The sequence below is a fragment of the Streptosporangium sp. NPDC049078 genome (genome assembly GCF_040648855.1).
Lineage (GTDB): Bacteria > Actinomycetota > Actinomycetes > Streptosporangiales > Streptosporangiaceae > Streptosporangium.
Genome location: NZ_JBEZEL010000007.1, coordinates 78,093 through 96,723, shown reverse-complemented (window position 1 = coordinate 96,723; position 18,631 = coordinate 78,093). Strand labels below are relative to the sequence as shown.

Below are 18,631 nucleotides of genomic sequence, written 5' to 3'. Positions count from 1 at the left end.
CCGCTGCTCGTATGCCTACCGGGTGCCCTGGGAGGGGGCGGTGAATCCCTCCCGGTGGCGGCTTCGCCGTACGGGGGGATGATCCGGCGGTGGGTGACCACCGCACCGGCCCGGAGGAGGGTCCGGCGTCCGCGCGATGCCGGACACGGCGAGCACGACACCGCGCCGCTACGGACTCCCCAGCACCGTGCCCGAAATGCCCGCCATACTCACCCTAAGCGGGCGGGGCCGGGTTCAGCGCCGGGGGGACGGCCAGGGGTTGGGACGGCAGCCGTGCAGGGACTTGGTCTGCTGGAGCATCACCGGTGCCCGCCGGCCGCGCCCCGGGCAGGACACGTGGCCGTGGCCGAGACCGTGGCCGACCTCGTGGCTGATCACGTACTCGCGGTAGGAGGCCACGTCGCGGCCGTAGCCGCGCGCCCCGCTGTTCCAGCGGACCGCGTTGATGACCGCGCGCTCGCCGTTCCAGCAGGAGAGTATGCCGTTGGTCCGCATCGGCAGGCATCGCCTGTCGGTCGTCCGCGGGCTGCTCAGGGAGACCCTGATGCTCGCCGGGCCGCGGGGCACCCGCTTGAACCGGTATCCCCAGCCGCGCCGGTCGTTGAGGATCCGGTGCACCTCGGCGGCGAACTCCTCCGCCTCGAACGGCAGGCCGCGCTCGACCTCCACGATGTACCGGATCACCTTGCCCTTCCTCCCCTTGGGCGGGGCGGCCTCGCCGGGGGCGACGGCGTAGCGGCCCTTGGCCGCCCGGGGCACCTTCATCCTCAGCGGCTGCTGGCGGCCGTTGGCGAGCAGGAGCGGCTCCTTGGCGGGTGACAGGGGCGCGGCCGTGTCCTGCGGCTGAGGCGGCGGGGTCGGCGTCTGGGGAACCACCGGTATGCCGGGCGGGGCGGCGTCGGGGGGAGGTGCGGGCCTGTCGGGAACGGGGTCGAGGCGACCGCTCAGCACCGTGGCCCCACCGGCTGTGAACGTGACCACGATGCTCAGCGCGAGAAGCAACAGAACGGTCTTAGGGTCACGTCTCTTTTCGTTCCTGGACATAGACCGTAAACCCTATTGCCCCTTGGAGGTAACTCATCAAATCAGGAGCAAATCCATCATATGCAGCCAACGCAGGGGCATTTCACGGCATGCCAACGGCGACCGCACGTATGCGGTCGCCGTTGGATCAAAGGGGAGCGGACTCAGCGGGGTCCGCGTGGACTCGACAGACGGATCGCCGCCGGCACCGCGGCCCGGCCCTGGACGGGACGGGATCTCACCGGCCCGAGGCGATCAGCTTCCTGGCCTCTCCCGGATCGTCGGTGGCCAGGGCGAGCCGGGCGTTCTCGCGGCACCGCTCCAGGGAGTGGGCGGCGAGACTCTCCCGTACCGCGGGGACGCCGGGCGCGGACATCGACAGGCTGGTGACCCCCAGCCCGACCAGGACCGTCGCCATGAGCGGGTCGGCCGCCGCCTCGCCGCACACGCCGACCGGCTTGCCCGCCGCCTGTCCGGCCGCCGCGCAGTCGGCGATCAGCTGGAGCAGCGCGGCCTGCCAGGGGTCGAGCAGGTCGGCGAGTTCCCCGTGCTGACGGTCGGAGGCGAAGGTGTACTGGCTCAGGTCGTTGGTGCCGATGCTCAGGAAGTCGAGCTCCTCCAGCAGGCGTCCGGCGCGCAGCGCGGCGGCGGGAACCTCGATCATCGCCCCGACCCGCGCGATGCCCCGGGCGCGTGCCCGCGCGGCGAAGTCGGCGGCCTCGGCCACCGTCGTCACCATCGGTGCCATCACCCACGCTTCGGCCCCGGTCGCGCGGGCGGCCTCGGCGATGGCGTCGAGCTGGGTGTCGAGCACCTCCGGCCTGACCCGGGAGACCCGAAGTCCCCGGATGCCCAGCGCGGGGTTGGTCTCCTCGGCCAGTCCGAGGAACGGCAGCGGCTTGTCCGTGCCCGCGTCGAGGGTGCGGACCACGACGTGCCCGCCGCCGGGTGCGGCACGGAAGACCGCGGCATAGGCGGCCACCTGCTCCTCGTAGGTCGGCTCCTCGCGCCGGTCCAGGAAGAGGAACTCCGTGCGGAACAGCCCCACCCCCTCGGCGTCGAATCCCCCGGCCCCCTCCGCGGAAGGGGTGTGGCCCGAGGGGGTGAGGTCGGCCGCCGAGCCGACGTTGAGCAGCAGCTTGACCGGGTGGCCGTCGGAGGTCCGCCCGGGGCCACGGCTGGTGGCCTTCCTGAGGCGGTCTTCCTCGGCCCGGCGCTGGACCGCGGTGGCGGCCTCCTCGCCGATGCCGACCTCCACCTCGCCCAGCTGGCCGTCGACCGAGATCCACGTTCCCTCGCCGATGTCGTCGGCTCCCCGGCAGGCGACCACGGCGGGCAGGCCGCGGGCGCGGGCGAGGATGGCGGTGTGGCTCGTCGGGCCGCCCTTCTCGGTGACGAGGGCGAGAACGGACCCGGGATCCAGGTTCACCGTGTCGGCGGGGGAGAGATCCCCGGCGACCAGGACGAACGGGTGGCCGGGGTCGGGCACCCCGGGGACGGGCAGGCCCAGCACCGCCGCCACGGCCCGGTTGCGGATGTCGTCGAGGTCCGCGGCGCGTTCGGCGAAGTAGCCGCCCGCATCCAGCAGCGCGCGCCGGTGATGGGCGCAGGCCTCGTCGACGGCGTGCGCGGCGTTCCGGCCCGACCTGACGCTCGTCTCCACGGACTCGTGCAGGCCGGGGTCGTCGGCGATGAAGGACTGCGCCTCCAGGATCGCCTTCGCGTCTGCGTCGGGCGCCTTCTCCGCGCGCGCCGCCAGCTCCGCGGCCGTGGCCCGCAGCGCGTCCAGCGCCAGAGCGAGCTCGGCGTCGGCGTCGGTGACGGGGGAGGGTGCGGGCAGCTCCGGCGGACCCGCCATCCGGCAGACCCGTCCGGCGGCCCGGCCCGGGCTCACGCCCAGGCCGTTGAGCGTCTCAGCCACGGGAGTTCTCTTCGGCGTCGAGGTCACGGGCGAGCAGTTCGGCGAGAGAGTCGAGCGCCTCGTCGGCTCCCGCTCCCTCCGCCTCGAGCGTGACCTCCGTGCCGTGCGTGGCGCCCAGTGCCAGTACGGCGAGCATGCTGTTGGCCGGTACGGGTTTGCCCTCTCCGACACGGATGCGGACGGGCACCCCCTGCTTGCCCGCGGCCTGCACGAAGATCTTCGCGGGCCGGGCGTGAAGGCCCGTGCTTGAGGCGACGACCACTGTCCTCTCCGGCATCTCCGGTTCTCCTTCTGCGCTTTGTGCGCGTTCTGCGAGTGGTGCGAGCTTGACGGGCCTGTGCCGGTTGTGTGCCGGGCCCCTCCCACCTGGTCCGGCGGGAGGGGCCCGGCGGGCCGGCACCGGTCAGGGTTCGATGGTCACCTTGATGGCCTCGCCCCTGCTGACGATGTCGATGCCCTCAAGGACCTCCGTGAGCGGCAGCCGATGTGTGATCAGGTCGGCGACCGGCACCGAGCCGTCGGCGATCAGCCGCAGAGCCTGGGCGTTGTGCGCCGGGCTCGACCCGTTGGCGCCGACGATGGTCAGCTCCCGGTAGTGGACCAGGTTGGAGTCACACCGGATGATCGGGTTGTCCTTGGGCAGGCCGCCGAAGAAGCTGATCCGCCCCTGGCGGGCGACCATCTGCAGCGCCTGCTCCTGGGCCGCGCCGGCGGCGGCGGCGGTGATGACGACGTCGGCCCCCCTGCCCTCGGTCAGTTTGAGCACCTGCTCGACGACGTCCTCACCGTGGACGACCGCGTCCGGGTGGACCAGCTTGGCGGCCATCTCCAGCCGCCCGGCGTTGATGTCGACGAGGAAGACGCGTGCCGCGCCCCGCGCCCGGGCCAGCCGCACGTGCAGGCAGCCGATCGGGCCGGAGCCCATGATCACCACGTCGTCGCCCTCGCCCACGCGGGCCAGTTCCTGGCCGTTGAGCACGCAGGCCAGCGGCTCGGCCACCGACGCCTCGGCGAAACCGATCTCGTCGGGAATGCGGTTGACGCCGTTGACCGCGAGGACCTTCGCCGGGATGATCATGTACTCGGCGAAACCACCGTCGTAGTGGTAGCCCATCGACTCCTGGTTCGGGCAGACGGTCATCCGGCCCCGGCGGCACTCCGGGCACGTACCGCAGGGGATCGCGGCGATCACCTGCACCCGGTCACCCGGGGCCCACTCGCCGGCGTCGACGGCCTCGACCACCTCGCCGGCGATCTCGTGCCCCATCACCCTGGGCGGATGGATGTGGTGGTGGCCGTGCTTGAGGATCTTCGCGTCGGTGCCGCAGGTCGAGCAGTTGCGCACGCGTATCTTGATCTCGCCTGGTCCGGTGACGGGTTCCGGCGCCTCCTCGACGCGGATGTCGCCGGGGGCGTAGAAACGGGCGACCTTCACTGTGCTTCGTCCTCTTCGTTCGGTTGCAGCAGCCGGACCACCTCGGCGACTTCCGTCGCCTCACGAAGGGCCCGGGCCTGGTCGGGATCCATCAGGATCTGGGCGAGTTCGGCGAGCAGCCGCACGTGGCCGTCACCCTTGGCGGCGATGCCGATGCACACTGTCACCTGCTCGCCGTCCCAGTCGACGCCCTCGGGGAAGCGCACGAAGCTGATGGCGTCGTACAGGACCGCGTCCTTGCCGGCCAGGGTGCCGTGCGGGATGGCGACCCCCTCGCCGACGTAGGTGGAGATCGACCGCTCCCGTTCGAGCATGGTGTCGATGTACTCGCTCTCCACCGCGCCGACGGCGAGCAGGGCCTCTCCGCACTGCAGGATCGCGTCGTCCCGGCCGGCGGCCGAGGCCGCCAGCCGGATGGCGCGTGGGTCCAGCGGCAACGGTGCCGTCTCAGGCATTGACGGTGCCGCCGCTCTTGATCGTGCTGACCAGCTTGGTCACCGCGGGATCTCCGATGAAGACCTGGAACGGGATCAGCACCTTGTCCGGGGCTCCGGCCCGGGCCCGGCTCGCCAGTCCGGCGTGGCAGAGCACCACGTCGGCGTCGGCGGGGATCGTGTTGACCGGGGTGTGCTCCACCGCGATGTTCTGCGGCTTCAGCTGCTTACGGAGCTGGCTGGCGAGCATGACGCTGCTGCCCATTCCCGCGTCGCAGGCGACGACGATCTTGTGGATGTCCTTGCTCTCGATGCTGGCCATCGATTAGGCCTCCTTGACGGTGGGTGCGGTCTGCGGCTCTTCGACGCTCTCCCCACTCTCCTCACTGTCGTCCTTGCCGCGCCCGAAGCCGAGGAGCGCCGCCGCGACGGCGAAGGAGACGAGCGTGGCGGCGGCGACGCCGGCGATGGTGCCGAACAGTCCACCCCTGGGGGTCACCGCGAGGAAGGCGAAGATGCTGCCGGGCGACGGCGTGGCCACCAGCCCGGCCCCGGTCATGAGGAAGACCAGGACGCCCGTGGCGCCACCGGCGATGACCGCGAGGATCAGCCGGGGCTTCATGAGCACGTAGGGGAAGTAGATCTCGTGGATGCCGCCGAAGAAGTGGATGATGATCGCGGCGGGGGTGCTGGGACGCAGCGCGCGGGGGCCGAAGAACATGAAGGCGAGCAGCAGGCCGAGGCCGGGGCCGGGGTTCGACTCCAGCATGAACAGGATCGACTTGCCGTCCTCGGCCGCCTGGGCGATGCCCAGCGGGCCCATCACGCCGTGGTTGATGGCGTTGTTGAGGAAGAGCACCTTGGCGGGCTCGATGACGATCGAGGCGATCGGCAGCAGGTTGTTGTTGATCAGCCAGGCGACCGCGTCACTCGCGACCGAGGTGATCGAGGCGACGACGGGGCCGATGGCCTTGAGTCCGACCAGGGCCATGGCGCCGCCGATGATGCCGGCGCTGAAGTTGTCCACCAGCATCTCGAAGCCGGCCTTGACGCGGTCGGCGATGAGTCCGTCGAACAGCTTCAGGAGGTACGCGGTGAGCGGACCGATGATCATCGCGCCGAGGAACATCGGGCTTTCCGCACCGGCGACGATGCCCATGGTGGCGACGGCGCCGACCACGGCGCCGCGCTGGCCGTGGACCATCCGACCGCCGGTGTAGCCGATCAGGACCGGCAGCAGCGTCGTGACGATCGGCCCGACCAGGGTGGCGAAGTCCTCGTTGGGCAGCCAGCCGGTGGGGATGAACAGGGCGGTGATCAGGCCCCAGGCGATGAACGCGCCGATGTTCGGCATGATCATCCCGGCGAGGTATCCGCCGAAACGCTGAATAACTGCTCGCGCCCCGGTTCCTGTGACAGTTGGGGTGTATTCACTCATGTGGTTCTGCTCCTTCCGGGGCGGTCGGCGGTTAGGCCGACCTGGGGGGTGGATCTGTGCCGCCGTCAGCCCTCGGGCCGCAGCGGCAGGGTGGGATCGGCTCCGGTGACGCTCACGTCGTCACGATGGATGTGGTGTGGGGATGGCATCCGGCTTCCCGGTAGCCCGACCGCGGCGGTCGCCCAGGCCAGCGCCTCCACCAGCGCGCGCTCGCCTCGCGCCCCGCCCGCGAGGAAGCCCGCGAGCATGGCGTCGCCGGCACCGACGGTGCTGCGTGGTTCGGCCACCGGGCACTGGCCGTGCCAGATCTGGTCGTCCTGCAGCAGGATCGCGCCGTCGGCGCCCAGACTGGCCAGGACGGTGCCCGCGCCTCGCGCCCGCAGGTTCTCCGCGGCCTTGATGGCGTCGCCCAGGGACGAGATGACGATCCCCGTGGCCTCGGCCAGCTCCTCCCGGTTGGGTTTGACCAGGGCGGGAGCCTCGGCGAGCGCCGAGACGAACGCGGGTCCGCTGGTGTCGACCGCGACGTTGATGCCCGCGCCGCTGAACCGCTCGCACAGGCGGGCGTAGACGTCGGCGGGCACCTCGGGCGGGAGACTGCCCGAGGCGACCACCCAGTCCGCGGAGCTGGCCGCGCCGAGCACCGCCTCGGCGATGGTGTCGAGTTCGGTCGGCGACAGGGCCGTTCCCGGTTCGTTGATCTTGGTGACCGTGCCGTCGGGCTCGGCCAGCGCGACATTGGACCGGGTGGCCCCGCCGACGGGGACGGTGATCATCTCGATGCCCTCGGCCGAGAGCAGGCTCACCAGTCGGCGGCCCTCGTCGCCGCCGAAGGGGACGACCGCGCACGAGCGGACCTGGTTGGCCAGCAGCGCGCGGGAGACGTTGACGCCCTTGCCGCCGGGGTCGAGGTGGGTGGCGGCGGCGCGGATGACGGCCCCGCGGGTCATCGACCCGACCTCGATCGTGCGGTCCAGGCTGGGATTGAGGGTCAAAGTGACGATCATGCCGGGACCACCTTGGTCGTACGGTTCCGGCGGGTGCCGAGGGGGGCGGGGACGGTCACCTGCGAGGTCCTGGCGGTGAGCGAGGGGGAGGGGAGGATCACGCCCGGATCACCTCCGGGCCCGCTGCGGCCATCTCGGCCGCGACCCCGGAATCGAGCCCGGTGTCACTGATCACCACGTCGATCTCCTGGATCGAGGCGAAACGCGCCAGGTAGGTGTTGGGGAACTTGGTGTGGTCGGCGAGCAACACGCACCGCTGCGCCGCGTCGATCATCGCCCGCTTGATGGCGGCCTCGGCCGGGTCGGGTGTCGTCAGCCCCTTGGCCACCGAGCAGCCGTTGGCGGCCATGAACGCCACGTCCACGTGCAGGTCGGCGAGAGGGCGCAGTGCCCAGTCGTCGACGGTGGCCAGGGTCCGCCCGCGGACCCGGCCGCCCAGCATGATCACCGTCAGGTTGGGGCGGGTGGCCATCGCCGTCGCCAGCGGCGGTGAGTTCACGATCACGGTCAGCTCCCGATCGACCGGAAGTGCCTGCACCAGCCTGCCGGTGGTCGAACCGGCGTCGATGATGATCGCGCCGTCGTCGGGGAGCTCGGCGAGCGCCGCCTTCGCGATGCGTTCCTTCTCCGCGATCATCACCTCGTCGCGGGCGGCCAGCTCGGGCTCGAACCCCAGCCGCTCGACCAGGATCGCTCCGCCGTGCACGCGTCGCAGCATCCCGGAGCGCTCCAGCGCGGTCAGGTCGCGCCGGATGGTCTCCGTGGTGACGGCGAACTCCTCCGCCAGCGTCACCACGTCCACCCGTCCGACGGCCCGCGCCCGGCGCAGAATCTCCTGTTGCCGCTCCTCGGCGTACATGCTGTTGATTCACCACCGTTTCCGTGTTGTTTCAGCTTTATTTACACCCGAATGTGTTGGAACGTCAATGGGCTACCTCCTGGCTAACACAGCATGACCATAAAAAAACCCAGGTATTTACCGGTAAACCGAGGGGTCGGGCGGGGGTGGGGTCACGGTTTGGCCCATATTTGGGAACACGTTGGAATCACTGTGGCTCTTGGTGTGAAGTGAGGCCGATCCGGGCTCCGCCCGGCGGCGAAGTGAGGAGCGCCGCGGGCTCTTCCCGTGCGAAAGACGCGTCTCAGGAGGGATCCGGGGAGGTTCGAGGAGCTCCGGGGATCTTCGGGAAGGACGGGGAACGCCCCGGACTTCCCGGCGGATGGGAGTCCGGGGCCATCACGGGGGTTCTGTCGCGGGAAGTGCCTCAGCCGGGAAACGAGATGTGGGCGGGCGGCACGTGGGCGGCCAGCCAGACGCCGTTGGCGCTCACCCGGAACTCGTGACCCGCCCGGTGCATCTCTCCCGCGCGGACGACCAGCACGACCGGCCTGCCCCGGCGCGCGCCCACCCGGGTCGCGGTCTCCCGGTCGGGGGACAGGTGCACGGCGTGCCGATCCATCGGCCGCAGGCCCTCCTGCCGGATGGCGGCCACGTGCGCGCCCACCGTTCCGTGAAAGAGGATCTCGGGCGGTTCGACCGCGGGAAGGCCAAGATCGACGTCGACCGTGTGGCCCTGGTTGGCGCGGATCCGGTCGCCCTCGATGCTGAAGCGCCGCTTGTCGTTGCCCGCGACCACCCGCGCGAGCTCCTCACGGGTGATCGCGAAACCGTGCCGCGCGGCGGCGGCCAGCAGGGCTTCGATGTCCACCCAGCCCTGCGGGCCGAGGACGAGCCCGATGCGCTCTGGCTGGTGCCTGAGGTGCTGGGAGAGATATTTGGAGACTCGAACCAGCCGCTTGTCGTCCATGGATACGGGTCTCCGGGTGGGGTGGGCTCAGCCGTCGGCGGCCCAGCCGTGGGTGCGCTTGAGGACGGCGGCCACGCGGGCGAAGCGCGCGCCGTCGAGGATGGAGCCCTCGCGCCGGATGTCGCCCTCGGCGAGACTGAAGATCCGATCCAGGCGCAGGTAGGAGACCCGGTTCTCCCGGTCCCACTGGCCGGGGCCGAGCTCCAGGTAGTCGTCGGGGTCGCCGCCGGCCCGGCTGGTCAGCATCAGTGCGAGCAGCTTGCGCCCGTGGCGGCCGACGACCAGGAGGGGCCGGTCCTTGCCCCGGTTCGGATCCTCCTCGTAGGGGACCCATGCCCAGACGATCTCGCCGGGGTCGGCGAGCCCGTCGAGGTCGGGGGAGTAGTGCAGGGTCGCGGTTCGGTCGACGCGGTGGACCTCGCTGACCGCGCCTCGGGCCGGTCGGGGGTCCTCGCCAAGATCACGCACGCGCACAGCTTAACGGCAGACTCCGGCCGCTTCCAAGGGGGCACCCGGAGCCGGTGGCGGGAAAGCGCGCCGCCCGCCGGCCGCGATGCCGGCGGGCGGCCGAGGTCCCGGTGGGCGGGTGCCCTCATCCTGGACCTGGTGCGAAGACGGCTCAGCCGCCGCTCTTGCGCCGGAAGGAGCGCTTGGCCGCAGCCGGGCCGTGAGCACCGTGGATCTTCGAGGAGTTCTTCCCCTTGCCCCCGGAGCCCGCGTCCGCCTGGGCGAGCCTCTTGCGCTCCAGTGCCTCGCGGAACTTGCGCTTCAGCTCGTCGTCGGAACTCTCGGAACCTTCGGGTTCCGGCGTGACGTCAGACATTACAGACCTCCTGATCTATCGGGCGGTCCAACCCCGACCAACAGGATCATCATCCTCTCATCCGGACCCCTTCGGCGTGCAGGCCCCTGGCTTCGGCTCTGAGAGGAAGGGCATGTGCCGCGAGCTCCGCCGGCGCACGGGTCAGTGCATTCCCAGCGCCATCATCAGCAGCAGGCCGGCGAGGTGGCCGACGACCACGAAGACGATCACAAAGACGAAGACGAACTTGGCCGGGCCGTGCTCGAAATGCCGGCCCTCCTTGAGGGTGGGGCGCTTGGCCTGGCGCTCGGCGATCCGCTCCTCGATCGGCCTGCTGTGAAACATGGGGGTCCTTTGCTCACCGATGGTTGGGGCGATAATCGTTTGTGTACCAATTATCGTACTATGTCGCTTGGAGGCGCACGTGAGTGACATGGCCGACCCCCTGAGCCTGGACCGTCAGGTGTGCTTCGCCCTGGCGATCGCCTCGCGCAACGTCATCGGTCTCTACCGGCCCCTGCTGGAGCCGATGGGGCTCACCCATCCCCAGTATCTGGTCATGCTCGCCCTCTGGGAGCGGGCACCGCTCTCGGTCAAGGAGCTGAGCGAGCTACTGAGACTCGACCCCGGTACGCTGTCCCCGCTGCTGAAGCGTCTCGAGGCCGTCGGTTACATCCGGAGGCGGCGTGACAGCCAGGACCAGCGTGTCCTGGCCGTCTCGCTCACACCGGAGGGCAGCGGGCTACGGGGCGAGGCGGAGAAGGTTCCGCCGGCGATCGTCAAGCGTCTGGGGATGACCGTGGAGGAGCTCCAGGAGCTCCACCGGTCGCTGACACGGCTGATCGCCGCGGCGGACGGCGCGGCATCACCGACTCACGAAGAGTCACAGGACAGGGAGAGGAAAGGCTCATGGCCGGAAGTCACGGGGGAAGCCCCAAGTCGTGGTTCGCGGTGATCGTCATCCTGCTGGGGTTCACCGTGGGGGGCGTCGCCCTGTGCCTCGGCCCCAACTGGACGTTCTTCTGGGTGGGGGCCGGGATCGTCGCGGTGGGCGGTGTGATCGCCCTGATGGTCGACATCTTCTCCGATGTCATCATCGACGCGCCCCGCGTGCCGATGGACCAGAGCAACGGCTGATCGGGCCTTCTGCGGCGCCTCCCCGCCCGGCGGGATCTCAAGTGATCCGGTAGAGCAGCTCGGGTCGTCCGAGTCCGCCGTACTGGGGTACCCGGTGCGTGATCCCGTTCTCCGTCAGATGCTCCAGGTAGCGGCGGGCGGTCACCCGGGAGACGCCGATCGCCGCCCCGGCGGTCTGGGCCGACAGGCCGCCGGGCGCCTTGCGCAGCTCCGCCAGCACGGCGTCGAGCGTGGCCTGCGTCATCCCCTTGGGAAGGAGGCTCTGCGTCGGACCCCGCAGTGCCGCCAGCGCGCGGTCCACCTCGCCCTGACCGTTCGCCTCTCCCACGCCCTCCACCGACGACCGGAACTCCGCGTAGCGGACGAGCTTCTCGTTCAGCGAGGCGAAGGTGAACGGCTTGAGCAGATACTGGGCCACGCCGACGGAGACCGCCGACCTGACCACCGACAGGTCCCGCGCCGAGGTGACCGCGATCACGTCCGACATCACGCCCGCCGCCCGCAGCGCGCGGCACACCTCCAGCCCGTGCATGTCCGGCAGGTAGAGGTCGAGCAGGATGAGATCGACGGGGTGCCGCCGCAGGAAGCGCAACGCGTCGCCGCCGGACCTGACCACCGCCTCCACCCTGAAGCCGGGCACCCGCTCCACGAACACCCGGTTCGCCTCGGCGGTGATCTCCTCGTCCTCGACGACCAGTACCGAGATCATGAGACGCCCTTCCCTCGCAGTGGCAGCCGCACGGTGAACACCGCGCCCGTCCCGCTCTCCGTCGTCCTTCCGGCGTCCCGCTCGTCCTCGCCCGCGAGCGCGCGGACGGTTTCCACGGCCGGGTCCGGTTCGCCGGTCCCGCCGACCTCGATCGTCCCGCCCATGCGGCGGACCGCCTGACCGACCATGGCCAGGCCGAGGCCGCGGCCGTCGCCCTTGGTGGTCCAGCCCCGGCGGAAGGCATCCTGAGCCGTCGCCGGGTCGAGGCCCTGGCCGCTGTCCGCCACGCTGATCACGAAGGTCGTCTCGTCGGCGCGCAGCCGCACCTCCACCCGCGCGGGCCCGGTGCCCGACATGGCCGCGTCCGCCGCATTGTCTATCAGGTTGCCGACGATCGTCACCAGGTCGCGGGTGTCCAGGCCGAGGTCGTCGAGCTCGCTGTCCGGCGTGATCGCCAGCTCCACTCCCCGTTCCCCGGCCTCGGCGCTCTTGCCCAGCAACAGCGCGGCGAGTACGGGTTCGCGCACGGCGCCCACCACCCGGTCCGTGAGCTGCTGCGCGGCCTTGATCTCCTCGGTCGCGAACGCCACCGCCTGCTCGGCGCGACCCAGCTCGACGAGGGTGATGACCGTGTGCAGCCGGTTCGCCGACTCGTGCGCGGCGGCCCGCAGGGAGTCGGCGAAGCCGCGCTCGGCGTCGAGCTGCCCGGTCAGGGACTGCAGCTCCGTGTGGTCGCGAAGGGTGACCACGGTGCCGAGCGAGCGGTTGCCGGAGCGGACCACCGCGACGTTCACCACCAGCGTCCGCTCTCCGGTCATGTGGATCTCGTCGCTACGGTTCTCACCCGCCGAGAGGCGCTCGCTCAGCGAAGGGGGAAGGCCCAGCCGGCCGATGTGCCTGCCGCTCACCTCGCCCGTCAGGCCCAGGAGTTCCCTGGCGCCGTCGTTGCAGAGCGTCACCGTGCCCGCGTCGTCGACGAGCAGCAGCCCTTCCCGTACGGCGTGCAGGATCGCGTCGTGGTACTCGTACATCCGGCTCAGCTCGGCGGGGCCCATCCCGTGGGTCTGGCGACGCAGCCGGGCACCGACCAGGTAGGTGCCCGCTCCGCCGACGGACAGGCCGAGCAGACCGGTCAGCGCGGCGCCGGCGATCTGCCCGCGGAGCCTGACGCTGATCTTGCTGATGGTGATGCCCGCGCTGACCAGGGCTTTCACCTCGCCGCGGGCGTCGCGGACCGGGGCGACGGCACGGACCGAGGGACCGAGCGTGCCGGTGTAGGTCTCGGTGAACACCTGTCCCGCGAGGGCGGGCGCGGTGTGGCCGAGGAACCGGTGGCCGATCCGGGCCGGGTCGGGATGCGTGTAGCGCACGCCGTCGAGGCTCATGATCGTGACGAAGTCGACCCCCGTCTCCCGCCTCACCCGTTCCGCGTACGGCTGCAGGGCCGCGGAGTCACCCAGGTGGGTGAGGACGGAGGGGGAGTCGGCCACGCTGACGGTCACCGCCCTGGCGGTGCCGACGGCCTCCTCGACGAGCAGGTCACGCACCTGCAGGAACGCCAGCAGCGCGCCACCGGCCACGGTGACGCCTACCACGACGATCTGGAGCACCAGCATCTGCCGGGCGAGGCTCCAGTCGCGCATGCGTCTGGGAAATTTCCGCAAGCTCACGAACTTCACGAACGAAATGTACGCAAGGGTGACTTAGATCACACGCCCGGACCATAGTCGCTCGACCGGACTTTCCTTCTAGCGCGGTGGAGCACGCATGAGCGCGGCCCGAGATAGAACACACTACCTGTACATAGCCGTCATCCTCGCTGTGATCGCCGGCATCGCGATCGGCTTCGCGGCCCCCGAGGCCGGCATCGCACTGAAGCCGCTCGGCACCGCCTTCGTCGCCCTGATCAAGATGATGATCAGCCCGATCATCTTCTGCACCATCGTCCTCGGTGTCGGATCGGTCACCAAGGCCGCCAAGGTCGGCAGGGTCGGAGGCCTCGCGCTCGGCTACTTCGTCGCGATGTCGACCGTCGCGCTGGGCATCGGCCTGCTCGTGGGCAACCTGGTCGACCCCGGCCACGGCCTGCAGCTCACCGACGAACTGCGCAAGGCCGCCGAGGCGGAGGCGGTCAAGGGCGGTGAGACCGACACGACCACGTTCCTGCTCGGGATCATCCCCACCACGCTGGTGTCGGCGTTCACCGGGGGGCAGGTGCTGCAGACCCTCCTCGTCGCGCTGCTCGCCGGGTTCGCCCTGCAGGCGATGGGCGAGCGCGCCAAGCCCATCCTGAACGGCATCACGCACATCCAGCGGCTCGTCTTCCGTATCCTCGCCATGATCATGTGGGCCGCCCCGGTCGGCGCCTTCGGCGCGATAGCCGCGGTCGTCGGAGCCACCGGCATGGACGCGCTCAGGAGCCTCGGCGTCATCATGCTCGCCTTCTACCTGACCTGCGTGCTCTTCGTGTTCGTCATCCTCGGGCCGATGCTCTGGCTCGTGGCGCGCGTCGGGCTGTTCCCGCTGCTGCGCTATCTCGGCCGGGAGTTCCTGCTGATCCTGTCGACCTCGTCGTCGGAGTCGGCCCTGCCCCGCCTGATCGCCAAGATGGAGCACCTCGGCGTGAGCAAGCCCGTCGTCGGCATCACCGTGCCGACCGGGTACTCCTTCAACCTGGACGGCACCGCCATCTACCTCACCATGGCCACGCTGTTCGTCGCGAGCGCCACCGGTGCCCCGCTCGCCTTCGGTGAGCAGGTCTCCCTGCTGGTGTTCATGATCATCGCGTCGAAGGGCGCGGCCGGGGTCACCGGTGCGGGTCTGGCCACCCTCGCGGGCGGCCTGCAGTCCCACCGCCCCGACCTGGTCGACGGTGTCGGCCTCATCGTCGGCATCGACCGCTTCATGTCCGAGGCGCGGGCGCTGACCAACTTCGCGGGCAACGCGGTCGCCACCGTCCTGATCGGCACCTGGACGGGAGAGTTCGACCGGCAGCGCGCGGCCGAGGTCCTGGCGGGCAGGGCGCCGTTCGACGAGACGACCCTCCTCGACGACGACAACGAGGGTGAGGACGCCTCGCCGCCCTCGCCGTCCTCCGCGCGCCCGGACGACCAGGCCCTGACCCCGGCGTAGCCGGTGTGACGACGGGCGACCCTCCGAAGGGCGCACGGGCCGGTGGTGGACGCTCTGCTCGGGGGAGCGACCGCCACCGGCCCGTACGTGTGAGGACGCGCCTGTCGAAGCGATCACCGTCGGCCGGTTCCCGCGGATCCGGCGGCGTTGACACCCCTGTCACGTCGTCCTAGTTTGAGCAGGCTCAGACGACTGATCACGAAATCGAAGGGGAGCGGTGGATGGCCGTCATCGATGCCCACCAGCACTTCTGGAATCTGGAGACGGGCTCCTACCCCTGGCTGACGCCGGAGGCGGGGCCGCTCTACCGCACCTTCGCCCCCGAGGAACTCGTCCCGCAGCTCGCCGCCGCCGGTGTGCGGCGGACCGTGCTGGTCCAGGCCGCCGACACCTACGCCGACACCGACGCGATGCTGGCGCAGGCGGACGCCCACGACTTCATCGCCGCCGTGGTGGGGTGGGTGCCGCTGAACCGGCCGGACGAGGCGGCGGAGGCGCTGGAGCGTTACGGCAGGCATCCGAGGTTCGCCGGGGTGAGGCACCTCATCCACGACGACCCCGACCCCGACTGGGTCGTCCAGGACACGGTGATCGAGAGCCTGGGCCTGCTCGCCGCGGCGGGGCTGCCGTTCGACGTGGTCGCCGTGCTGCCCAGGCACCTGGAGCACGTGCCGTTCCTCGCCGAGCGCGTCCCCGGGCTGCGGCTGGTCATCGACCACCTGTCCAAGCCGCCGATCAGGGAGAAGGGGTGGGAGCCGTGGGCGTCGCTGATCGCCCGCGCCGCCGAGCACCCCAACGTGTACGGCAAGGTGTCCGGTCTCAACACCGCCGCCGATCCCGAGACCTGGACCGCCGAGGACCTTCGCCCCTACGTCGACCACGCGCTTGAGGTGTTCGGCCCCGAGCGGCTGATGTTCGGCAGCGACTGGCCGGTGGCCGTCCTCGCGGGCGACTACGCCAAGGTCTGGCAGGAGACCGGCGTGCTGCTCTCGGGTCTCGACGAGGCCGCCAGGCAGGCGATCCTCGGCGGTACCGCGGCGCGCTTCTACGACATCGAGACCTGATCCGGTCTTCGCCGCTCACCTCGGAGCCGGTTGCCTCGCCGCGTTCCGGCAGGGGACGCGCTAGCGTGCGAGGGTGGACAAGATCTTCACCGTTGAGGAGGCGCGGGCGCTCATGCCCGTGCTGCTGGAGCGGGCCGCCGCGTTCGTGGCGATGCGGGGGGAGTTGGCGGAGCTCGCGCACGAGCTCCGCAGCACCGGGACGTCGCAGGCCGGTGGCCTGGCGGAGGCGAAGGCCTTCGAGGCCAGGCTGGAGGAGATCCTCGGCTGGTTCGAGGAGCGGGGTATCGAGGTCAAGGGCGTCGCGCCCCTGCTGGTCGACTTCCCCTCGGTGCTCGACGGGGTGCGGGTGCGGCTGTGCTGGCTGGAAGGGGACCGCGAGCTGGCGTGGTACCACCGAGAAGAACTCGGCTTCGCCGGTCGCAGACCCCTTCCCTGACCACGCTCCCCGGAGGGTCCGGGGGCCTGACTACTCGACCACCAGGTTGACCGGGATGTTGCCCCGGGTGGCGTTGGAGTAGGGGCAGACCTGGTGGGCGGCCTCCACGAGGGCGGTGCCGGCCTCCCCGTGCAACTCGTCGGGCAGCTCGACGCGCAGCGTCACGGCGAGCGCGAAGCCCTCACCCTCGGGGACGAGGCCCACCTCGGCGGTCACCGAGGCTTCGGACACGTCGGTCTTCCGCCTCCTGCCGATGAGCTGGAGCGCGCTGGCGAAGCAGGCGGCGTATCCGGCCGCGAACAACTGCTCGGGATTGGTGCCCTCGCCGGAACCGCCCAGCTCCTTCGGTGGTGCGAGGGTCACGTCGAGGCGCTTGTCGGACGAGACCGCCCGTCCCTCTCTGCCGTTGGCGGTGGCGATGGCCGTGTAGATCGTACTCATCGTGATCCCTTCTCGGTTTCGGACAACTTAATTGTGCACAATTAAGTTGATAACAGTCAAGGTCGGTATAATCGAGACGTGAAGATCACCGTCGAGAATCTGGTCTGCTTCGACGTGCACGCCGCCTCTCGCGCCCTGGACGCCGTCTACCGCAGGGTGCTGGGCGAGCTCGGCCTGACCTACCCGCAGTACCTGGTCATGATGGTGCTCTGGGAGCGCGAGCCGGTGACAGTCAAGGAGCTCGGCGTGAGGCTGCGGCTCGACTCGGGCACCCTGTCCCCGCTGCTGAAGAGGCTGGAGGCGGCCGGCCTGGTGCGTCGCGAGCGCAGTACGGAGGACGAGCGATCGGTGCTGGTGCGGCTCACCGACGAGGGGGGCCGGCTGGGGGAGCGGGCGTGCGACGTCCCCGCCCGGATCTTCGAGGCCGCCGGTCTCGCCCCCGTCGAGGTCCTGGACCTGCAGCGGACCCTGCGCCGTCTCGTCGCCTCCCTCGACGAGTCGGCGCGATGACCGCGGCCGACGACGTACGCCGCGTCGCCCTGGCGCTGCCCAGGACCGAGGAGAGAATCGTCAGGGACCGGGTGACCTTCCGGGTGGGCCGGATCGTCTACGCCGCGATCTCGCCGGACGAGACCTCGATGGGTTTCGCCTTCCCCAAGGAGGAGCGGGCCGCGCTGGTGGCGGCCGAGCCGGAGAAGTTCCACATGCCCCGGCCCTCCGACGAGCGTTACCACTGGGTGCGGGTGTGGCTCGCGGCGATCGACGAAGCCGAGACGCGCGAGATCGTCGAGGAGGCGTGGCGGATGGTCGCCCCCAAAAGGCTCGCGGCCGCTCATCTCGGAGAGCCGGTGATCAGGAGGTTCCGCTGAGGTGGACCTCCCGGGCCAGCTTCGTCGTCTGGGCGGTGGAGCGCTGCCAGGTGCTTCCCGCGGGGTGGGCGGTCAGCAGGACCACGATCCAGCGCTCCTTGGGGCCGACGAGTCCCGTGGTGTGCAGGACCGGGCGCCCCAGGTCGGGGACCGGCCCTGAGCGGGCGGGGACGACCCGTGCGGTGAGCATGGACTCGGTGGAGGTGGAGGTGGAGGTGGAGGTCGAGGGGTGGGCGGCGGACGCGGGGGCCGCCGAGGCCGAAGGCAGGGGGGTGGGAGCGGTCGCCGGGCGACAGCGGACCGGGGGCGTGGAGCCGTACCCCGACCAGCCCTGTTTGACCGCCCACGGCCCGCGCACCGCGCGGGGGATGCCGAAGTACTGGTCGAAACCGTCGGAGCCGCACTGCCCCGACCTGCGCAGGTGGCCCAGGATCAGGCCGCCGACCTTGGGGTCGGCCTGGTCGAGCAGGTAGCGGTAGGTCGTGGCGACGTCCATCGCGCTGAGTGAGGTGTAGCCCCAGAAGCCCGGCTTGTCGGCCGGCGGGGGAGCGGTGTCGGTGAGCCGCAGCTTGCGCGCCATCCGCTGGACGATCTTTCCCTGGCCGCCCCGGGTCCAGAAGGACGTCGCGGCGCCGTCGTCGCTCACTCGCAGCATGGCCTTCAGCAGCGCGAGGTCCCGCTCGGGAACGCTCTTGCGCGACTCCAGGTAGTCGATCGCGATGAGGATCTTCACCACCGACGCCGATCGGAATCTCCGGTGCGCGTTGCGGTACTCGGTCACCTTCGCCGTCTGCCGGTCGAAGACCACGTACCCGGCCGTCACCCCCGGTGGGATGTTCGGCTTGCCGGGGGCGGTGGCCGAGGCCGGAGCGGTGGTGGCGATGAGCGGGAGGGCCATCGCGAGAGCTGCCAGAAAACGCGTCACGGGACAAATGCCTACCAGATCCCGATGCCGACGTCAGGAAGACGTCAGCG

At 70.7% G+C, this 18,631-nt stretch carries 24 protein-coding genes; 7 read left to right on the top strand and 17 right to left on the bottom strand.

The annotated features are described in order from the left end of the window. Positions 1-234 precede the first annotated feature (234 nt). From AB0B90_RS13380 to AB0B90_RS13320, 13 genes are all read right to left on the bottom strand, one after another. Positions 235-1,002, bottom strand: coding sequence for a DUF3152 domain-containing protein (locus tag AB0B90_RS13380; RefSeq protein ID WP_362922629.1), 768 nt, complete (start codon positions 1,000-1,002; stop codon positions 235-237). A 259-nt stretch (positions 1,003-1,261) separates the two neighbouring features. After that, positions 1,262-2,944, bottom strand: a complete 1,683-nt coding sequence (gene ptsP / locus AB0B90_RS13375) for a phosphoenolpyruvate--protein phosphotransferase (RefSeq protein WP_350948357.1) — start codon at positions 2,942-2,944, stop codon at positions 1,262-1,264. Then, positions 2,937-3,221: an HPr family phosphocarrier protein gene (locus tag AB0B90_RS13370; protein ID WP_350948358.1), complete on the bottom strand. Its 285-nt coding sequence runs from the start codon at positions 3,219-3,221 to the stop codon at positions 2,937-2,939. Before AB0B90_RS13370 ends, ptsP begins: the two co-directional genes overlap by 8 nt. A 126-nt stretch (positions 3,222-3,347) precedes the next feature. Then, complete coding sequence (locus AB0B90_RS13365) at positions 3,348-4,379, bottom strand: zinc-dependent dehydrogenase (protein ID WP_350948359.1); 1,032 nt, start codon at positions 4,377-4,379, stop codon at positions 3,348-3,350. Next, positions 4,376-4,834, bottom strand: a complete 459-nt coding sequence (locus AB0B90_RS13360; RefSeq protein ID WP_350948360.1) for a PTS sugar transporter subunit IIA — start codon at positions 4,832-4,834, stop codon at positions 4,376-4,378. Before AB0B90_RS13360 ends, AB0B90_RS13365 begins: the two co-directional genes overlap by 4 nt. Beyond that, positions 4,827-5,135, bottom strand: coding sequence for a PTS lactose transporter subunit IIB (locus AB0B90_RS13355; protein ID WP_350948361.1), 309 nt, complete (start codon positions 5,133-5,135; stop codon positions 4,827-4,829). Before AB0B90_RS13355 ends, AB0B90_RS13360 begins: the two co-directional genes overlap by 8 nt. A 3-nt stretch (positions 5,136-5,138) precedes the next feature. Beyond that, a complete protein-coding gene (locus tag AB0B90_RS13350; RefSeq protein ID WP_350948362.1) occupies positions 5,139-6,251 on the bottom strand; it encodes a PTS mannitol transporter subunit IICB in 1,113 nt (370 codons plus the stop codon). A 65-nt stretch (positions 6,252-6,316) separates the two neighbouring features. Continuing rightward, on the bottom strand, positions 6,317-7,258 hold the full coding sequence (gene pfkB / locus AB0B90_RS13345; RefSeq protein ID WP_350948363.1) for a 1-phosphofructokinase: 942 nt from the start codon (positions 7,256-7,258) through the stop codon (positions 6,317-6,319). A 97-nt stretch (positions 7,259-7,355) separates the two neighbouring features. Next, positions 7,356-8,117 carry a DeoR/GlpR family DNA-binding transcription regulator gene (locus AB0B90_RS13340; protein WP_350948364.1) on the bottom strand — a complete coding sequence of 254 codons (762 nt, stop codon included), beginning with the start codon at positions 8,115-8,117 and terminating at the stop codon, positions 7,356-7,358. A 406-nt stretch (positions 8,118-8,523) separates the two neighbouring features. Beyond that, positions 8,524-9,066 (bottom strand): RNA 2'-phosphotransferase, encoded by a 543-nt coding sequence (locus AB0B90_RS13335; RefSeq protein ID WP_362922627.1) that lies wholly within the window; start codon positions 9,064-9,066, stop codon positions 8,524-8,526. A gap of 27 nt (positions 9,067-9,093) precedes the next feature. Next, positions 9,094-9,534, bottom strand: a complete 441-nt coding sequence (locus tag AB0B90_RS13330; RefSeq protein WP_350948366.1) for a type II toxin-antitoxin system PemK/MazF family toxin — start codon at positions 9,532-9,534, stop codon at positions 9,094-9,096. 151 nt (positions 9,535-9,685) lie between these two features. Continuing rightward, entirely contained in the window at positions 9,686-9,889 is a 204-nt protein-coding gene (locus tag AB0B90_RS13325) for a DUF5302 domain-containing protein (RefSeq protein WP_350948367.1), read from the bottom strand. Positions 9,890-10,030: 141 nt separating this feature from the next. After that, positions 10,031-10,213, bottom strand: coding sequence for a hypothetical protein (locus AB0B90_RS13320; protein ID WP_350948368.1), 183 nt, complete (start codon positions 10,211-10,213; stop codon positions 10,031-10,033). An 88-nt stretch (positions 10,214-10,301) separates the two neighbouring features. On the opposite strand from AB0B90_RS13320, the gene AB0B90_RS13315 reads away from it, so the two are divergent. Both AB0B90_RS13315 and AB0B90_RS13310 read left to right on the top strand, forming a co-directional pair. Further along, positions 10,302-10,823 (top strand): MarR family winged helix-turn-helix transcriptional regulator, encoded by a 522-nt coding sequence (locus AB0B90_RS13315; protein ID WP_350948458.1) that lies wholly within the window; start codon positions 10,302-10,304, stop codon positions 10,821-10,823. Continuing rightward, a complete protein-coding gene (locus AB0B90_RS13310; RefSeq protein WP_350948369.1) occupies positions 10,778-11,005 on the top strand; it encodes an HGxxPAAW family protein in 228 nt (75 codons plus the stop codon). The genes AB0B90_RS13315 and AB0B90_RS13310 overlap by 46 nt, the downstream gene beginning before the upstream one ends. A 37-nt stretch (positions 11,006-11,042) precedes the next feature. Here the strand turns inward: AB0B90_RS13310 and AB0B90_RS13305 are convergent, their stop codons facing one another. After that, positions 11,043-11,714, bottom strand: coding sequence for a response regulator (locus AB0B90_RS13305; RefSeq protein ID WP_350948370.1), 672 nt, complete (start codon positions 11,712-11,714; stop codon positions 11,043-11,045). Beyond that, entirely contained in the window at positions 11,711-13,393 is a 1,683-nt protein-coding gene (locus AB0B90_RS13300) for a sensor histidine kinase (protein WP_362922624.1), read from the bottom strand. The genes AB0B90_RS13305 and AB0B90_RS13300 overlap by 4 nt, the downstream gene beginning before the upstream one ends. Positions 13,394-13,481: 88 nt before the next feature. Here AB0B90_RS13300 and AB0B90_RS13295 point away from each other — a divergent pair, with 88 nt between their 5' ends. The 3 genes from AB0B90_RS13295 to AB0B90_RS13285 all read left to right on the top strand — a co-directional run bounded on the left by AB0B90_RS13295 (position 13,482) and on the right by AB0B90_RS13285 (position 16,346). Continuing rightward, on the top strand, positions 13,482-14,846 hold the full coding sequence (locus AB0B90_RS13295; RefSeq protein ID WP_350948372.1) for a cation:dicarboxylase symporter family transporter: 1,365 nt from the start codon (positions 13,482-13,484) through the stop codon (positions 14,844-14,846). 221 nt (positions 14,847-15,067) lie between these two features. Further along, on the top strand, positions 15,068-15,910 hold the full coding sequence (locus AB0B90_RS13290) for an amidohydrolase family protein (RefSeq protein ID WP_362922622.1): 843 nt from the start codon (positions 15,068-15,070) through the stop codon (positions 15,908-15,910). Positions 15,911-15,983: 73 nt separating this feature from the next. Then, positions 15,984-16,346 carry a DUF2203 domain-containing protein gene (locus AB0B90_RS13285; protein WP_362922620.1) on the top strand — a complete coding sequence of 121 codons (363 nt, stop codon included), beginning with the start codon at positions 15,984-15,986 and terminating at the stop codon, positions 16,344-16,346. 30 nt (positions 16,347-16,376) lie between these two features. Here the strand turns inward: AB0B90_RS13285 and AB0B90_RS13280 are convergent, their stop codons facing one another. Beyond that, on the bottom strand, positions 16,377-16,787 hold the full coding sequence (locus AB0B90_RS13280; RefSeq protein ID WP_362922618.1) for an organic hydroperoxide resistance protein: 411 nt from the start codon (positions 16,785-16,787) through the stop codon (positions 16,377-16,379). Positions 16,788-16,865: 78 nt separating this feature from the next. Between AB0B90_RS13280 and AB0B90_RS13275 the strand changes: the two genes are divergently transcribed. Beyond that, positions 16,866-17,297 carry a MarR family transcriptional regulator gene (locus AB0B90_RS13275; RefSeq protein WP_350948378.1) on the top strand — a complete coding sequence of 144 codons (432 nt, stop codon included), beginning with the start codon at positions 16,866-16,868 and terminating at the stop codon, positions 17,295-17,297. Further along, positions 17,294-17,656 (top strand): MmcQ/YjbR family DNA-binding protein, encoded by a 363-nt coding sequence (locus AB0B90_RS13270; protein ID WP_362922616.1) that lies wholly within the window; start codon positions 17,294-17,296, stop codon positions 17,654-17,656. The genes AB0B90_RS13275 and AB0B90_RS13270 overlap by 4 nt, the downstream gene beginning before the upstream one ends. On the opposite strand, the gene AB0B90_RS13265 is transcribed toward AB0B90_RS13270, so the two are convergent. Beyond that, the gene (locus AB0B90_RS13265; RefSeq protein ID WP_362922614.1) at positions 17,640-18,581 is read right to left on the bottom strand and encodes a hypothetical protein; all 942 of its coding nucleotides are present in this window, start codon (positions 18,579-18,581) and stop codon (positions 17,640-17,642) included. The two genes, AB0B90_RS13270 and AB0B90_RS13265, sit on opposite strands and share 17 nt — an antisense overlap. Between the last annotated feature and the right edge of the window lie 50 nt (positions 18,582-18,631).

Coding starts and splice junctions, on each gene's coding strand:
- AB0B90_RS13370 (WP_350948358.1), bottom strand. CDS start 3,221: ATGCCGGAGAGGACAGTGGTCGTCGCCTCAAGCACGGGCCTTCACGCC.
- AB0B90_RS13360 (WP_350948360.1), bottom strand. CDS start 4,834: ATGCCTGAGACGGCACCGTTGCCGCTGGACCCACGCGCCATCCGGCTG.
- AB0B90_RS13355 (WP_350948361.1), bottom strand. CDS start 5,135: ATGGCCAGCATCGAGAGCAAGGACATCCACAAGATCGTCGTCGCCTGC.
- AB0B90_RS13350 (WP_350948362.1), bottom strand. CDS start 6,251: ATGAGTGAATACACCCCAACTGTCACAGGAACCGGGGCGCGAGCAGTT.
- pfkB (WP_350948363.1), bottom strand. CDS start 7,258: ATGATCGTCACTTTGACCCTCAATCCCAGCCTGGACCGCACGATCGAG.
- AB0B90_RS13340 (WP_350948364.1), bottom strand. CDS start 8,117: ATGTACGCCGAGGAGCGGCAACAGGAGATTCTGCGCCGGGCGCGGGCC.
- AB0B90_RS13335 (WP_362922627.1), bottom strand. CDS start 9,066: ATGGACGACAAGCGGCTGGTTCGAGTCTCCAAATATCTCTCCCAGCAC.
- AB0B90_RS13325 (WP_350948367.1), bottom strand. CDS start 9,889: ATGTCTGACGTCACGCCGGAACCCGAAGGTTCCGAGAGTTCCGACGAC.
- AB0B90_RS13320 (WP_350948368.1), bottom strand. CDS start 10,213: ATGTTTCACAGCAGGCCGATCGAGGAGCGGATCGCCGAGCGCCAGGCC.
- AB0B90_RS13315 (WP_350948458.1), top strand. CDS start 10,302: ATGGCCGACCCCCTGAGCCTGGACCGTCAGGTGTGCTTCGCCCTGGCG.
- AB0B90_RS13310 (WP_350948369.1), top strand. CDS start 10,778: ATGGCCGGAAGTCACGGGGGAAGCCCCAAGTCGTGGTTCGCGGTGATC.
- AB0B90_RS13305 (WP_350948370.1), bottom strand. CDS start 11,714: ATGATCTCGGTACTGGTCGTCGAGGACGAGGAGATCACCGCCGAGGCG.
- AB0B90_RS13295 (WP_350948372.1), top strand. CDS start 13,482: ATGAGCGCGGCCCGAGATAGAACACACTACCTGTACATAGCCGTCATC.
- AB0B90_RS13290 (WP_362922622.1), top strand. CDS start 15,068: ATGGCCGTCATCGATGCCCACCAGCACTTCTGGAATCTGGAGACGGGC.
- AB0B90_RS13280 (WP_362922618.1), bottom strand. CDS start 16,787: ATGAGTACGATCTACACGGCCATCGCCACCGCCAACGGCAGAGAGGGA.
- AB0B90_RS13270 (WP_362922616.1), top strand. CDS start 17,294: ATGACCGCGGCCGACGACGTACGCCGCGTCGCCCTGGCGCTGCCCAGG.